This is a genomic window from Delftia lacustris (genome assembly GCF_040267515.1).
GTDB classification, from domain to species: Bacteria; Pseudomonadota; Gammaproteobacteria; order Burkholderiales; family Burkholderiaceae_C; genus Comamonas; species Comamonas tsuruhatensis.
This window is the reverse complement of sequence record NZ_CP141274.1, coordinates 2,095,446-2,109,726: the sequence shown is the minus strand read 5'-3', so window position 1 is coordinate 2,109,726 and position 14,281 is coordinate 2,095,446. Positions and strand designations below refer to the sequence as shown.

Below are 14,281 nucleotides of genomic sequence, written 5' to 3'. Positions count from 1 at the left end.
CGGGCAGCGGCCATCCGTCAGAGCGCGCTATGCGGCGCGGCTGCCCCGGCTGTCGCTGCTGTCACGGGCCTCGGGCGCAGGAATGCGCACCCGGCTGGCCGGAAAGGTCACCGAAAACTCCGATCCCTGGCCCGGCGCGCTGGTGATGCCCAGCTTGGCACCATGGCGCTGCAGCACATGCTTGACGATGGCCAGGCCCAGGCCCGTGCCGCCGGTATCGCGCGAACGGCTGCGGTCCACGCGGTAAAAGCGTTCCGTCAGGCGTGCCAGGTGCTTGGGCTCGATCCCTGGCCCGGAGTCCTGCACGGCAAAGCGTGCCGATCCATCGGGCAAGGTCTCCCAGGTGACGTCGATGCGCCCGCCTGCCGGTGTGTAGCGCATGGCGTTGGCCAGCAGGTTGGAGAAGGCGCTTTGCAGCTCGGCGCTGGCGCCGGCCACCTCGCCGGCCTGCGCCAGCATCTCGGCCGACGGAAAGCTCAGCGCATGCGGCAGGGATTGCTTGCGCGTCAGCATGGACGACAGGCCGCGCGCCTCGTTTTCGCAGCGCTGCATGAGCTGGGCCACGGGCACCCATTCGTTGCTGCTGGGCAGCGGACTGCCCTCCAGGCGCGACAGCGCCAGCAGGTCTTCCACCAGATGCTGCATGCGCTCGGCCTGCTGGGCCATCAGGCCCAGGTAGCGGTTGCGTTCCTCGGGCTCCAGCGGCAGGTTCTGCAGCGTCTCGACAAAGCCCACGAGCACGGTCAGCGGCGTGCGGATTTCATGCGAGACGTTGGCCACGAAGTCACGGCGCATGGCCTCGGCCTGCTCCACCGCGGTCACATCGCGCGCCAGCAGCAGCTTGCGCCCTTCGCCATAGCCGTACAGTTGCACCGACAGCTTGACGGGGCGCGAGGCCGTGCTTTCGCGGCCCTGCATGACCAGATCGCGCGAGAAATCCTGGGTGGCGAAATAGGCGCTGAACTCGGGGTCGCGCACCAGGTTGCCAATGCTTTGCAGCAGGTCGCGTTCGGCATCGAAGCCGAACTGGCGCGCCGCGATCTGGTTGCACCATTCGATGCGGCCGTCGGCATCCAGCAGGACCACGCCGTTGGGACTGGCCTGCAGGGCAGAAAGAATGTCATTGAGCCGCTGGTCGCCCTGCTGCACCTGCTGCACGCTCTGGCGCAGCCAGCGGCGCATGCGCACGCTGGCTTCTCCCCAGATGCCGCTGAGTTCAGGTGCCTCCCGCAGCTCCGACTGGCGCAGCCAGGACAGCAGGCGCATGGCGTTCCAGCTGTCCACCAGCCACCAGATCCAGCCCGCGCACAACGCACCCGCCAGGGCCGCCACGGCCTGTGACGCCATGCCAGGGCTGGAGGTCGCCATGGCGCCCCACAGCCACCATCCCAGCAATGCGCCCGCGATCTGGGACGCCAACAAGCGAAAACCTCGCCAACCCATACTTGCGCCTTCTTTGCGTTGTATTCGCTGCCTGGGGCAGCGGCGCCCGGGCATGGCCTGCGGGGGCCATGCGTGGATTCATTGGAACGCAGGACCGCCTCAGGCCAGCGCCTGCGCGCTGAGCCGGTAGCCGGCGCCCCGCACCGTTTCGATCAATGCACCGGCCATGCCCAGCGCCTCGCGCAGCCGCTTGACGTGGACGTCCACCGTGCGCTCCTCGATGAAGACGTGATCGCCCCAGACCTTGTCCAGCAACTGGGCACGGCTGTGCACACGCTCGGGGTGCTTCATCAGATAGTGCAGCAGCTTGAACTCGGTGGGGCCCACCTTGATCATGTCGCCCTGCCAGCTCACGCGGTGCGCGGCGGCGTCGAGCACCAGCTCGCCGATGCTGACCTTGTCCTGGATCTGCTCGGGCGCGCGGCGCCGCAGCACGGCACGGATGCGCGCCAGCAGCTCCTGGGTCGAGAAGGGCTTGGTGATGTAGTCATCGGCACCCGCATCGAGCCCCGCCACCTTGTCCGGCTCATCGCCGCGCGCCGTGAGCATCAGGATGGGCACGGCCTTGGTGCGGCTGTCGGCGCGCCACTTGCGCGCCAGGGCCAGACCGCTGGCACCGGGCAGCATCCAGTCGAGCAGGATCACGTCGGGCAGCACGGCATCGAGCTCGCGCTGCGCGGTCACGCCGTCCTCGGCCCAGACCGGCTGGAAGCCGTTGTGCCGCAGGTTGACAGCGATCAGCTCCGCGATGGCGGGCTCGTCCTCGACGATAAGGACCATGGGCATCTTCTTCATCCGTTGTTCGCCTCCGGCACTTACAGCACTGCCGACTCGATGGCATCCATGGTCTGGTGGCGGACATCCTTGCCCTCCACCAGATAGATGATCAGCTCGGCCACATTCTTGGAATGGTCACCGATGCGCTCAATGGCCTTGGCCAGGAACAGCAGGTCCAGGCTGGCCGAGATGGTGCGCGGGTCTTCCATCATGTAGGTGATGAGCTTTCGCACAAAGCCGTCGAACTCCTGGTCGATCAGGTCATCTTCCTTGAGGATGGCCACGGCCGCCTTGGTGTCCAGCCGCGCAAAGGCGTCCAGCGTCTTGCGCAGCAGGCCCGAGGCCATCTCGGCCGCAGTGCGCAGGTCGCCCGTGGGCAGGGAGCGTGCGGCGCCGCTTTCGATGATGGACTTGACCATGCGCGCCATCTTGTGCGCTTCGTCGCCCATGCGCTCCAGGTTGGCCGTGGCCTTGGAGAAGGCGATCAGCAGGCGCAGATCGCGCGCCGTGGGCTGGCGTCGGGCAATGATGGACGACAGTTCGTGGTCGATCTCCACTTCCATGGCATTGACGCGCTTTTCTGCGGCATCGACCTGCTCCACGGCCTCGATGCTGAAGCGCGACAGCGCATAGACGGCCTGGCGGATCTGGGACTCGACCAGGCCGCCGAGTTCCATGACGCGCGCCGAGACGCGGTTGAGTTCGCTGTCGAACTGGCTGGAAAGGTGTTTTTCGGTCATCGATGGCTCCTGCTCAGCCGAAGCGGCCGGTGATGTAGTCTTCCGTTTCCTTGCGCTGGGGCTTGAAGAACATCTGCTCGGTGTCTCCGAATTCCACCAGGTCGCCCAGGTACATGTAGGCCGTGTAGTCGCTGCAGCGGGCCGCCTGCTGCATGTTGTGCGTGACGATGACGACGGTGTAGTCGTTCTTCAGTTCGGCAATCAGCTCCTCGATCTTGGCCGTGGAGATCGGGTCCAGGGCCGAGCAGGGCTCGTCGAGCAGCAGCACTTCGGGCTTGATGGCAATGCCGCGTGCAATGCACAGGCGCTGCTGCTGGCCGCCGGACAGGCCCGAGCCACTTTGCTGCAGCTTGTCCTTGACCTCGCCCCACAGGGCCGCCTTGCGCAGTGCCCATTCCACACGGTCGTCCATGTCGGAGGAGCTGAGGTTTTCAAACAGCTTCACGCCGAAGGCGATGTTGTCGTAGATGGACATGGGAAACGGCGTGGGCTTCTGGAACACCATGCCGACCTTGGCACGGATCAGCGCCACGTCCTGCTTGCTGGTCAGCAGGTTCTCGCCGTCCAGCAAGATCTGGCCTTCGGCGCGCTGCTCGGGATACAGCTCGAACATGCGGTTGAAGGTGCGCAGCAGCGTGGACTTGCCGCAGCCCGACGGGCCGATGAAAGCCGTGACCTTCTTTTCGGGAATGTCCAGGTTGATGCCCTTCAAGGCGTGGAACTTGCCGTAGTAGAAGTTCAGGTCGCGCACCGTCAGCTTGGAAGAGGTCAGCGCGCTGGAAGAGGTCGCAGTCATTGCGGAATCCTTGTCCTGGTTGATTGCTTGTTGCTGCATTACTTCTGGCGTGTCAGGAAACGCGCCAGGATATTGAGACCGAGCACCGCCACGGTGATCAGGAACACACCGGCCCAGGCCAGTTGCTGCCAATTCTCGTAAGGGCTCATCGCGAACTTGAAGATGGTCACCGGCAGGCTGGCCATGGGCTTGGACAGGTCGGCATTCCAGAACTGGTTGTTCAGCGCCGTGAACAGCAGCGGGGCGGTCTCGCCGGCAATGCGGGCCACGGCCAGCAGCACGCCGGTGATCACGCCGGCGCGCGCTGCACGCAGCGTCACCATGATGATGACCTTCCACTTGGGCGTGCCCAGCGCGTAGGCGGCTTCGCGCAGGCTGGCAGGCACCAGCACCAGCATGTTCTCGGTGGTGCGGATGACCACGGGAATCACGATCAGCGCCAGCGCCACCACGCCCGCATAGCCGGAAAAGCTCTTGAAGCGCGCCACGACCACGGTGTAGACGAACAGGCCGATCACGATGGACGGCGCCGACAGCAGGATGTCGTTGACGAAGCGTGTGGTATTGGCCAGCCAGCCACGCGCATCGTATTCGGCCAGGTAGACACCGGCCATCACGCCGATGGGCGTGCCCACGAACGTGGCCAGGGCCACCATGATCAGCGAGCCGAAGATGGCGTTGGCAATGCCACCGGCCTCATTGGGCGGAGGCGTCATCTCGCTGAACAGTGCCAGGCTCAGGCCGCCGATGCCCAGGGTGATGGTCTCCCACAGGATCCAGATCAGCCAGAACACGCCGAAGGTCATGGCAGCCAGGGACAGGGTCAGCGCCACCTGGTTCACACGCTTGCGCTGGGCATACTTGGCCTGGCGCACGCGCGACAGCTCGGCGGCATTGATCATCTTGGTGGAGGTGCTGCTCACGAGCGTGCTCCTTCATTCTTTTGCAGGCGGTTGAGCAGGACCTTGGAGCAAGCCAGCACCACGAAGGTGATGAAGAACAGCACCAGACCCAGATAGATCAGCGAAGCCTGGTGCAAGCCCTCGCCCGCTTCGGCGAACTCGTTGGCCAGGGCCGAGGTGATGCTGTTGGCAGCCTCGAAGACCGACAGCGAGTTGAGCTGGTTCATGTTGCCGATCACGAAGGTCACGGCCATGGTCTCGCCCAATGCACGGCCCAGGCCCAGCATCACGCCGCCGAGCACGCCGGTCTTGGTGTAGGGCAGAACCACCTTCCAGACCACTTCCCAGGTCGTGGAACCCAGGCCATAGGCAGACTCCTTGAGCAGGGCCGGAGTGACCTCGAACACATCGCGCATCACGGAGGCGATGAAGGGAATGATCATGATGGCCAGGATGATGCCGGCCGACAGGATGCCGATGCCCACCGGCGGGCCGGACACGAAGGCCTCCAGATAGGGAACGCCCTGGAACAGCTTTTGCAGGGGCTGCTGCACATAGGTGGACAGCACGGGGCCGAACACCATCAGGCCCCACATGCCGTAGACGATGGAAGGCACGGCGGCCAGCAGCTCCACGGCCGTGCCCAGCGGGCGCTTGAGCCAGGCCGGCGACAGCTCGGTGAGGAACAGCGCGATGCCGAAGCTCACGGGCACCGCAATCAGCAAAGCGATGGCCGAGGTGGCCAGCGTGCCGTAGATCATGACCAGGCCGCCGAATTCGTTGCGAACGGGGTCCCAGACACTGCGGCCGAGGAAACTCAGGCCGTATTCATAGATGGCGGGCCAGGCACCGACCAGCAGCGAGGCCAGGATGGCCAGCAGCAGGCCCAGCGTCAGCAGCGCGGCCAGACGCGCGAGAGCGCCAAACAAGCGATCCGCCACGCGCCCCGACAGCATCGGGGGGCGTAGCGGAGAAGGTGTGCGTCGCTGGGAAGCCTGTGCAGAGGCGGCCAGCGAGTTCGAGGGCGACGTTGTGGACACGTGAGGCGCCTTTATTCGCGGTTTGTGAAGAGATCAGGGGAGCCATGATGCACCTGCCGGCGGTGCGCCATGGCCCCCTTTTCAGGGTTTACTTCAGGGAAATGGCAGTGCCGGAGGTGTCCTTGATCTGGCCCCAGGATTGGAAGATCACGTTCTTGACGGCGTCAGGCATGGGCACGTAGTCCAGGTCGGTGGCGGTCTTGTCGCCGGACTTGTAGGCCCACTCGAAGAACTTCAGCGAGGCAGCGGCCTGTGCAGGCTTGTCCTGGGCCTTGTGCATGATGATGAAGGTGGCCGAGGTGATGGGCCATGCCTCCTTGCCAGGCTGGTTGGTCAGGATCTGGTAGAAGCTCTTGGCCCAGTCGGCACCGGCAGCAGCGGCCTTGAAGGTGGCGTCATCAGGGGACACGAAGGTGCCGCCTGCGGTCTGCAGCTGGGTGTAGGTCAGCTTGTTTTGCTTGACGTAGGCGTACTCGACGTAGCCGATGGAGTTGGGCAGGCGACCCACGAAGGCGGCCACGCCTTCGTTGCCCTTGCCGCCTGCGCCCGTGGGCCAGTTCACGGCCTTGCCTTCGCCAACCTTTTCCTTCCACTCGGCATTGACCTTGGACAGGTAGTTGGTGAAGCCGAAGGTGGTGCCCGAGCCGTCAGCGCGGCGCACGGGAGCGATGGTGGCATCAGGCAGGTTCACGCCCGGGTTCAGGGCCTTGATGGCCTCGTCATTCCACTTGCTGATCTTGCCCAGGTAGATGTCGCCCAGCACCTGGCCGGTCAGCTTGAGCTGGCCGGGCTGGATGCCCTTGATGTTGACCACGGGCACGATGCCGCCGATCACGGTGGGAAATTGCACCAGACCCTTCTTGGCCAGTTCTTCATCCTTGAGCGGCTCGTCGGAGGCGCCAAAGTCCACGGTCTTGGCTTCGATCTGCTTGATGCCGGCGCTGGAGCCCACGGACTGGTAGTTGATCTTCACGCCGGTGGCCTTGTTGTAGTCCGCAGCCCACTTGGAGTACAGCGGAGCCGGGAAGCTGGCGCCTGCGCCGGTGGCTTCCTGCTGAGCCAGGGCCTGGCCCACGCCGCCCGCAGACAGAGCACCAGCCACCAGAATGTGAATCACAGACAACTTCATGTACAGACCTCTTAGGGGTTGAAAGATGCGATGGCTGGACTGTAAGAAGGCTTTGTGACATTGATGTGACATGGAAAAAAGGCGTCACAAACAGCAGGCCTTCCCATGTAAGAACCCGGTCATCGCGATGTCACAATTCCGTCTTAGTCTTGTGTGTCGCACGAGCAGGCACCAGACAGGTGCAGCCCTGCCCCCTCGGACATCGCTGTGCAATCGTGCTCGACGAATCTTGATTGGCGTTTCTTTCATGGCACCAGAATCCCTGCTCGCTGCCGTTGACCTCGGGTCCAACAGCTTTCGCCTCGAAATAGGCCGCGTCGGCAGCCACCAGCGCATAGAGCGCGTGGAATACCTCAAGGAAACCGTGCGCCAGGGCAATGGGCTCAACGAGCGCCATGAACTGACTGACGAAGCCATGCAACGCGGCTGGGACTGCCTGGCACGCTTTGGCGAACGGCTGGCCGGCTTTGCGGCCGACCAGGTCCGCGCCGTGGCCACACAGACCCTGCGCGAGGCCCGCAACCGCGATGTCTTCATCGCGCGAGGCAGCACCCTGCTGGGCTTTCCCATCGAAGTCATCTCGGGCGAGGAAGAGGCCCGGCTGATCTATCGCGGCGTCTCCAGCCTGCTGCCGCCGTCGTCTCAACGGCGTCTGGTGGTGGACATTGGCGGGCGCTCTACCGAAGTCATCATCGGCCAGCATGGCGAAGCGCGCCAGGTGGCCTCCTACCCCATAGGCAGCGTGGCCTGGAGCACGCAGTTCTTTGGCGAGGGCACGCTGTCGCGCGCGCACTTCTCGGCCGCCATCAAGGCGGCGCAGGCAGCCCTCACCCAGACCGTATCGGCCTATCCAGCCACCGCCTGGGACTGCGCCTATGCATCGTCAGGCACGGCCAACGCCGTGGGCGACATCCTGGCTGCCAACGGATATTCCGGCGGGCTGATCACGCCCGACAGCCTGCGCTGGCTGCATGAGCAGCTGATGGAGGCCGGCCATGTGGACCGCATCCGCCTGGCCGGACTCAAGGAAGACCGGCGAGCCGTCATCGCCGGCGGCCTGAGCATTCTGATGGCCGCCCTGGGCCTGCTGGGCATCGACGAACTGGAGGTTGCACAGGGCGCGCTGCGCCAGGGCGTGCTGCACGATCTGCTGGAACACGAGCCGCCTGCCGATCGCGAAGCCGCCGAGATCGCGGCGCTGCAACAGGACTTCGGCATTGACACATCCCACGCTCTGCGTGTTCGCAAGGTGGCACGCTGGGCCTGGCAATCGCTACAGGCGCAGCAGCCGCCCGATGCACTGGCCACGCACGCACTGGACACGGCTGCCAGCCTGCATGAGATCGGCATGCGCATCTCTCTGAGCGCCTACCACCGCCACGGCGCCTACATCACCGAACACTGCAGTGCTGCCACCTGGCCCGTGGAGCTGCGCGAACGCATCACACAGCTGGTGCTTGGCCACCAGGGCAAGCTGCGCAAGCTCGAGGCTGCCATCGAGGACCGGGCCGTGGCCTGGCCATTGCTGGCGCTGCGCCTGGCCGTGCAGCTGTGCCACGCCCGGCGCGATCCCGATCTGCAGGGCATGCGCCTGCACCGCTCGGACAGCGTCTTTCACCTGACCGTGCCGGAAGGCTGGACCAGAAGCTACCCCCAGTCCGCCCAGTTGCTGCGCACCGAAGCCGTGGCCTGGCAGAAGACGCCCTGGACGCTGCAGTTGCATCTGCACTGAACGCCGAACGTCTCCGGCTGCCGCAGCGACAAGCAAAAAACCCTGCCAGCGCAATGCGTTGGCGGGGCTTTTCGATTGCACAGGGCAGGCGCACGGCGCCCTGACAGGATATGCGGCTCAGGCCCGAGGGCCGTAACGCTCCATCAAGGCGTTCTGCGCCCCCAGGCCCGTGGTCGGATAGGGTGCGCGCTGGTAGGCGCCATTGGCTTCCAGCGTCCAGGCGTCGCGGTTGTCATGCAGGCTGGCGACAAGACATTCGTCTATCACCTGCTGGCGCAACGCCGGATCGCGCACAGGCCAGGCCAGCTCCACCCGGCGCATCATGTTGCGGTTCATCCAGTCCGCACTGGACAGCAGCAACTCCTGCTGATTGCCCCAGGCGAAGTAGAAGACGCGCGAATGCTCCAGGAAGCGGCCGATGATGGAGCGCACGCGGATGTTGTCCGTCCAGCCCTTGCGCTGCGGCGGCAGCATGCAGGCGCTGCGCACGATGAGATCGATGCGTGCGCCCTGCTGACCGGCACGCACCAGGGCCTGCATGAGCAGTTCGTCAGTCAGCGCATTCATCTTCAGCACAATCCGCGCCTCTTCGCCGCGCTGTGCGGCCTCGCCCACCTGGGCAATCAGCGCCAGCATGCGATCGTGCAGCTGGAACGGTGCAATCACAAGCTGGTGCAGCTTGGGCAAGCGGTTGTGGCTGGACAGGTGGCTGAATACGGCATCCATATCGGCCGTGATCTGTGCATCGCAGGTCAGCTGGCTGATGTCCGTGTACAGGCGCGCCGTGCGCACGTTGTAATTGCCGGTGGACAGGTGCCCATAGCGCTTGAGCTGACCGCTGCGCTTTTCGCGCCGGGTAATCAGCAGCATCTTGGCGTGCGTCTTCAGGCCCAGCACGCCGTAGACCACCTGGGCGCCCAAGGCCTCCAGCTTCTCGGCGGAGTTGATGTTGGCCTCTTCGTCAAAGCGGGCCTTGAGTTCCAGCACGGCCAGCACTTCCTTGCCGCGGCGAACCGCCTCGGCCAGCAGCTGCATGATCTCGGAGTCCGACCCCGTGCGGTAGATGGTCTGCTTGATGGCCAGCACCTCAGGGTCATTGACGGCTTCGCGCAGCAGCTCCAGCACGCCGTCGAAGCTCTCGAAGGGCTGGTGGATCAGCACATCACGCTTGCGGATCTGGGCCATCACCGAGCGGCCCGGCTGCAGCTGGCGCGGCCATGCCGGACGCCAAGGCGGAAACAGCAGCGCGGGGTCATCGACCAGATCCACCAGCTGCGACTGGCGCACCAGGTTCACGGGCCCCTTGACGCGGAACAGTGCCTCGGTCGGCAGGCCGAACTGGCCCAGCAGCAGGTCGGACAGCATGGGCGAGCAGGCAAAGGACACCTCCAGCCTCACCGCCTGGCCGTAGTGGCGATGGTGCAGACCCTGGCGCAGGGCCGTGCGCAGGTCGCTGACGTCTTCCTCATCCACTGCCAGGTCCGAATGGCGCGTGACACGGAATTGCGCAAACTCCGCCACCTCACGCCCCGGGAACAACTCGACGAGATGGGCGCGCACGATGCTGGAGATGCTCACGAACAGGCGCTGCTTGCCCGCGATCTTCTCGGGCAGGCGCACCAGGCGCGGCAAGACACGCGGCACCTTGACGATGGCCACCTCGTTGGCACGGCCAAAGGCATCGACACCTTTGAGGCGCACGATGAAGTTCAGCGCCTTGTTGGCCACCTGGGGGAATGGATGGGATGGGTCCAGGCCCACGGGCATGAGCAGCGGCTGGACTTCGCGCAGGAAGTACTCGCGCACCCATTTGCGCTGGGCGCTGCTGCGCTCGCCATGGGATACCACGCGTATGCCCTGCCCCGCAAAGGCGGGAATCAGCGACTGGTTGTACAGCGTGTACTGGCGCAATACCAGCTCATGCGCCTTGTCCATCAGCGAGCGGAAGCTCTGCAGGGTGTACAGGCCCTTGGCGTCGCCGGCCTTGGCGGCCGTCACATGCGGGGCGCAACGCACCTCGAACCATTCGTCGAGATTCGAGGAGACGATGCACAGATAGCGCAAACGCTCCAGCAGTGGCACATCTTCACGCACGGCCCAGTCCAGCACGCGCTCATTGAAGGCCAGGATGCAATGGTCACGGTCAAGAAACTGTTGTTGCTGCTCTTGCACTTCACCGCTTTCGGCTGTGGCGTGCAGTCCAGTGTATTCGGGGGCGGGAAGCCTTGCAGAAGAAGCAGAGGCAGAAGCCGCAATGGCCTGGCCCTGCAGCTCCGACAAGGCGGTGGAGAGGCTTTTCGCCAGAGGCATCATCGGGACATTCAGGGGTGCAGAGACGGGTATGGGAGCTGTCTGGCGGGCCATGCCCAGCGAAGCCGGCCCTGCGGGCACGGCACGCGCTCCCTGTTCATGTTCTGGTTCGGCAGGTGCGGCAGAGGCGCCACCGGGAATCGGCGTGAATGTCTGGGGCATGGATGCAGGGGCCCGGCCTGGGCAGGACCCGGTAGTCACCCCGCTAGCCGGGGATTCGGGCAGTCTGCCCCGGATTTGTGACATGTTCATGACATGCATTCCTCTGTTCATGACATCTGTCATACAAGCCAAGCCAGGCGCAAGCAACGGCGCAGAAACCGTCACGCAAAGGTCATGACCCAGTCACACCGGCACGAGAGCGACGCGACATCGCCGGGGTGCTAAGCTAGCTGCCTTCCCCTGGATGCCGTTGGCTGCTGCAAACCTGCCGCAGCCGTGCCGTCGTCCGCCTTTCGCGCATGTCCTCTTCCAATCCCCCCGAAAGCCGCCTGGCCGCCATCGACATTGGCTCCAACAGCTGCCTGCTGGCCATGGCCCGCAGCGACGGCGCAAAGGTACAGCTGCTCAGCCATCGCAAGGAAGCCATACGCCTGGGCAGCGCCCTCGACGCCCAGGGCGCCTTGAGCCTGGAGGCCATGCAGCGCGGCTGGGCCTGCCTGGAGCGCTATGCGCAGGTGCTGGGTGATTTGCCCCGCCACCGCGTACGTGCAGTGGCCACGCAGACGCTGAGAGAGGCATCGAATCGCCAGATCTTCCTGGACGAAGGCCAGCGCATCCTGGGCTGCCCCATCGAGGTCATTGACGGCGAGGAGGAAGCACGCCTGATCTATCGCGGCGTCGCCCAGTTGCTGCCGCCCGGCGCCCAGCGGAGGCTGGTGGTGGACATCGGCGGCCGCTCGACCGAGCTGTGCCTGGGTCAGCAGCGGCAAGTACTGCAGGCACGCTCCTTCGCCTTCGGCAGCGTGACCTGGGCCTTGCGCCACTTCACCGATGGCGAGCTGTCGGCCCAGGCCCTGTCCCAGGCCGAAGCAGCCGTGGCCGACATCATTGCGCCCGAAGCAGGACTTTTCGCTGCCGGGCAATGGAGCCATGCCTATGGCTCCTCGGGCACGGCCGGTGCCATTGTCAAGGTCCTGGCCCATGCGCCCGGGGGCACGGCCGGCTGGATCACGCGGCAGGGACTGGACTGGCTGCATGCGCAGTTGCTGCGCGCAGGCCATGTCGACCGTGTGAACATGGACGGACTCAAGGAAGAGTTGCGCCCCATGATCGGCGGCGGCATGAGCGTGATGCGGGGCATCTTCTCCAGCCTGGGCATCGAGCGCATGCGCGTCACGCACGGCGCCCTGCGCCATGGCGTGCTCTATGAATTGGCCCACAAGCTCAATGCGCAGGCCAAGGGCCGGCAACGACAGTCCACCGGCACCTGAAAACCAAGGCCCTGCCCTCGCCAGGGAACGACAAAATGCTGTTTTGCGCGCAAGTGCTACACTTTGTAAGTTCCCCCTCATCCCTTTACCACCGCCCTACCGCTTCGCCATGTCCGCGCCGACGATTGCGTACGACCCTGTACTCGAACGTCCGTCTTCGATGATGGCGGCGTCGCTGCAGCGCAGCCTGCGCGAGCAGCAGGCACTGCTCGACAATGCCGGCGTGGGCATCGTCTTCATCCGCCAGCGCGTCATCGTCCGATGCAACCAGTGCTATGCCGACATCTTCGGCTACGCGGGCGAACATGCGCTGGTCGGCATCAACAGCGAGCACCTGCACCCCAGCCGCGACGAGCTGCGCAGCCTGGGGCGCGAGGCCTATCGCACGCTGAGCGCGGGCCTGTCCTTTCGCACGCAGCGCCGCCTGCGCCGCAAGGATGGCAGCCTGTTCTGGGGTGAACTGACGGGCCGGCTCATCAATCCGGGCGATGCACGCGAAGGCTCCATCTGGATCGTCAGCGACATCGACGACCGTCTGCGCGCCCAGCAGGCCCTGAGCCAGGCCCACGAACTGCTGGAGCAGCAGGTGCGCGACCGCACACGCGAACTCAGCGCCACGGTGGAGAACCTGCACCGCGAGATCGCCGACCGCAAGCTGGACCAGGAACGCATCTACTGGATGGCGCACTACGACGCGCTCACCGGCCTGCCCAACCGCACGCTGCTGGCCGAGCGCAGCGCCCGCGCCATCGAGCTGGCCAAGGTCAACGACACGCCGCTGGCCGTGATGTTCCTGGACCTGGACCATTTCAAGCATGTCAATGATTCGCTGGGCCATCGCGTGGGCGATGCCCTGCTGGTGGAGATTGCCCGCCGCCTGCGTGCCGTCGTGCGCGACCGCGATACGGTGGCCCGCATCGGCGGCGACGAATTCGTGCTGCTGCTGCCCGGCGCCAATGCCCAGGGTGCGGCCCGCGTGGCAGGCAAGCTGCAGGAGGCGTCGCGCCAGGCCTACCAGATCGACCGCCACGAACTGACCATTGCGCCGTCCATGGGCATCGCGCTGTACCCGCGCGACGGCCACGACATCGACTCGCTGACACAGGCCGCCGATGCGGCCATGTACCACGCCAAGCAGGCCGGCCGCAACACCTACCGCTTCTTCACTCCGCAGATGCAGGCCCAGTCCCTGCGCGCCCTGCAGCTGGAGAACGCCTTGCGGCGGGCGCTGGAACGCAATCAGCTGTATCTGCACTACCAGCCGCAGATCACCCTGAGCACCGGACGCGTGCGCAGCGTGGAGGCACTGCTGCGATGGGAGCATCCCGAGCTGGGCTCGGTTTCGCCCGCGGAGTTCATCCCCGTCGCCGAGGACAGCGGCCAGATCCTGCAGATCGGCGAATGGGTGCTGCGCAGCGCCATGCAGCAACTGCAGGCCTGGCGCAATGCGGGGCTGCGGGACCTGAAGGTGGCCGTGAACCTGTCGGCCATCCAGTTCCACCAGCAGCAACTGCCCGAAATCATCAACCGCATCCTGCTCGACAGCGACCTGCCGGCAGATTCTCTGGAGCTGGAGCTGACTGAGGGCGTGGCCATCCATGATCCGCGCCAGGCCACGGCCACCATGGACCGGCTGCGCGAGCATGGCGTGCGCCTGGCCATGGATGACTTCGGCACCGGCTATTCATCCCTGAGCCAGCTCAAGCGCTTTCAGATCTACAAACTCAAGATCGACCAGTCCTTCATCCAGGACCTGGACCACGACAGCAATGACCGCGCCATAGTCAGCGCCATCATTCGCATGGCCCAGGCCCTGGGCATGCAGACCACGGCCGAAGGCGTGGAAACGGAGGCACAGCTGGAGTTCCTGCGCGAGCAAGGCTGCGATGAAGCCCAGGGCTACCATTTCAGCCGCCCGCTGCCGCCCCAGGCGCTGGAGGCCTTTCTGCGCAGCCAGGGCTGAACGGCTCACCGCGCCA

At 65.2% G+C, this 14,281-nt stretch carries 11 protein-coding genes; 3 read left to right on the top strand and 8 right to left on the bottom strand.

Features of this window, described 5'->3' with window-relative positions; translation table 11 throughout:
• Positions 1-27: 27 nt before the first annotated feature.
• The 7 genes from phoR to pstS form a co-directional block, all read right to left on the bottom strand.
• The gene (phoR, locus tag U6958_RS10920; RefSeq protein WP_016451341.1) at positions 28-1,422 is read right to left on the bottom strand and encodes a phosphate regulon sensor histidine kinase PhoR; all 1,395 of its coding nucleotides are present in this window, start codon (positions 1,420-1,422) and stop codon (positions 28-30) included.
• Positions 1,423-1,542: 120 nt separating this feature from the next.
• On the bottom strand, positions 1,543-2,238 hold the full coding sequence (gene phoB / locus U6958_RS10915) for a phosphate regulon transcriptional regulator PhoB (RefSeq protein ID WP_016447457.1): 696 nt from the start codon (positions 2,236-2,238) through the stop codon (positions 1,543-1,545).
• A 20-nt stretch (positions 2,239-2,258) separates the two neighbouring features.
• Positions 2,259-2,960: a phosphate signaling complex protein PhoU gene (gene phoU, locus U6958_RS10910; RefSeq protein ID WP_016447458.1), complete on the bottom strand. Its 702-nt coding sequence runs from the start codon at positions 2,958-2,960 to the stop codon at positions 2,259-2,261.
• A gap of 13 nt (positions 2,961-2,973) precedes the next feature.
• Complete coding sequence (gene pstB / locus U6958_RS10905) at positions 2,974-3,756, bottom strand: phosphate ABC transporter ATP-binding protein PstB (RefSeq protein ID WP_016447459.1); 783 nt, start codon at positions 3,754-3,756, stop codon at positions 2,974-2,976.
• 38 nt (positions 3,757-3,794) lie between these two features.
• Positions 3,795-4,658, bottom strand: coding sequence for a phosphate ABC transporter permease PstA (gene pstA, locus U6958_RS10900; protein WP_046984528.1), 864 nt, complete (start codon positions 4,656-4,658; stop codon positions 3,795-3,797).
• A 17-nt stretch (positions 4,659-4,675) separates the two neighbouring features.
• Positions 4,676-5,614 (bottom strand): phosphate ABC transporter permease subunit PstC, encoded by a 939-nt coding sequence (pstC, locus tag U6958_RS10895; protein ID WP_016447461.1) that lies wholly within the window; start codon positions 5,612-5,614, stop codon positions 4,676-4,678.
• Positions 5,615-5,786: 172 nt separating this feature from the next.
• Entirely contained in the window at positions 5,787-6,827 is a 1,041-nt protein-coding gene (gene pstS, locus U6958_RS10890; RefSeq protein WP_016447462.1) for a phosphate ABC transporter substrate-binding protein PstS, read from the bottom strand.
• A 247-nt stretch (positions 6,828-7,074) separates the two neighbouring features.
• Here pstS and U6958_RS10885 point away from each other — a divergent pair, with 247 nt between their 5' ends.
• Positions 7,075-8,559, top strand: coding sequence for a Ppx/GppA family phosphatase (locus U6958_RS10885; protein WP_016451340.1), 1,485 nt, complete (start codon positions 7,075-7,077; stop codon positions 8,557-8,559).
• A gap of 117 nt (positions 8,560-8,676) precedes the next feature.
• Here U6958_RS10885 and ppk1 read toward each other — a convergent pair whose 3' ends face one another.
• Positions 8,677-11,121, bottom strand: a complete 2,445-nt coding sequence (gene ppk1, locus U6958_RS10880) for a polyphosphate kinase 1 (protein ID WP_047473911.1) — start codon at positions 11,119-11,121, stop codon at positions 8,677-8,679.
• Positions 11,122-11,330: 209 nt separating this feature from the next.
• On the opposite strand from ppk1, the gene U6958_RS10875 reads away from it, so the two are divergent.
• Together U6958_RS10875 and U6958_RS10870 are read left to right on the top strand one after the other, a co-directional pair.
• Positions 11,331-12,302 (top strand): Ppx/GppA family phosphatase, encoded by a 972-nt coding sequence (locus U6958_RS10875; RefSeq protein ID WP_074921379.1) that lies wholly within the window; start codon positions 11,331-11,333, stop codon positions 12,300-12,302.
• 109 nt (positions 12,303-12,411) lie between these two features.
• Complete coding sequence (locus U6958_RS10870; RefSeq protein ID WP_016447466.1) at positions 12,412-14,265, top strand: EAL domain-containing protein; 1,854 nt, start codon at positions 12,412-12,414, stop codon at positions 14,263-14,265.
• Positions 14,266-14,281 lie beyond the last annotated feature (16 nt).

Excerpts from the sequence above, each read along its gene's own strand:
- phoB (WP_016447457.1), bottom strand. The coding sequence starts at position 2,238 with ATGAAGAAGATGCCCATGGTCCTTATCGTCGAGGACGAGCCCGCCATC.
- phoU (WP_016447458.1), bottom strand. The coding sequence starts at position 2,960 with ATGACCGAAAAACACCTTTCCAGCCAGTTCGACAGCGAACTCAACCGC.
- pstB (WP_016447459.1), bottom strand. The coding sequence starts at position 3,756 with ATGACTGCGACCTCTTCCAGCGCGCTGACCTCTTCCAAGCTGACGGTG.
- pstA (WP_046984528.1), bottom strand. The coding sequence starts at position 4,658 with ATGATCAATGCCGCCGAGCTGTCGCGCGTGCGCCAGGCCAAGTATGCC.
- pstC (WP_016447461.1), bottom strand. The coding sequence starts at position 5,614 with ATGCTGTCGGGGCGCGTGGCGGATCGCTTGTTTGGCGCTCTCGCGCGT.
- pstS (WP_016447462.1), bottom strand. The coding sequence starts at position 6,827 with ATGAAGTTGTCTGTGATTCACATTCTGGTGGCTGGTGCTCTGTCTGCG.
- U6958_RS10885 (WP_016451340.1), top strand. The coding sequence starts at position 7,075 with ATGGCACCAGAATCCCTGCTCGCTGCCGTTGACCTCGGGTCCAACAGC.
- ppk1 (WP_047473911.1), bottom strand. The coding sequence starts at position 11,121 with ATGAACATGTCACAAATCCGGGGCAGACTGCCCGAATCCCCGGCTAGC.
- U6958_RS10875 (WP_074921379.1), top strand. The coding sequence starts at position 11,331 with ATGTCCTCTTCCAATCCCCCCGAAAGCCGCCTGGCCGCCATCGACATT.
- U6958_RS10870 (WP_016447466.1), top strand. The coding sequence starts at position 12,412 with ATGTCCGCGCCGACGATTGCGTACGACCCTGTACTCGAACGTCCGTCT.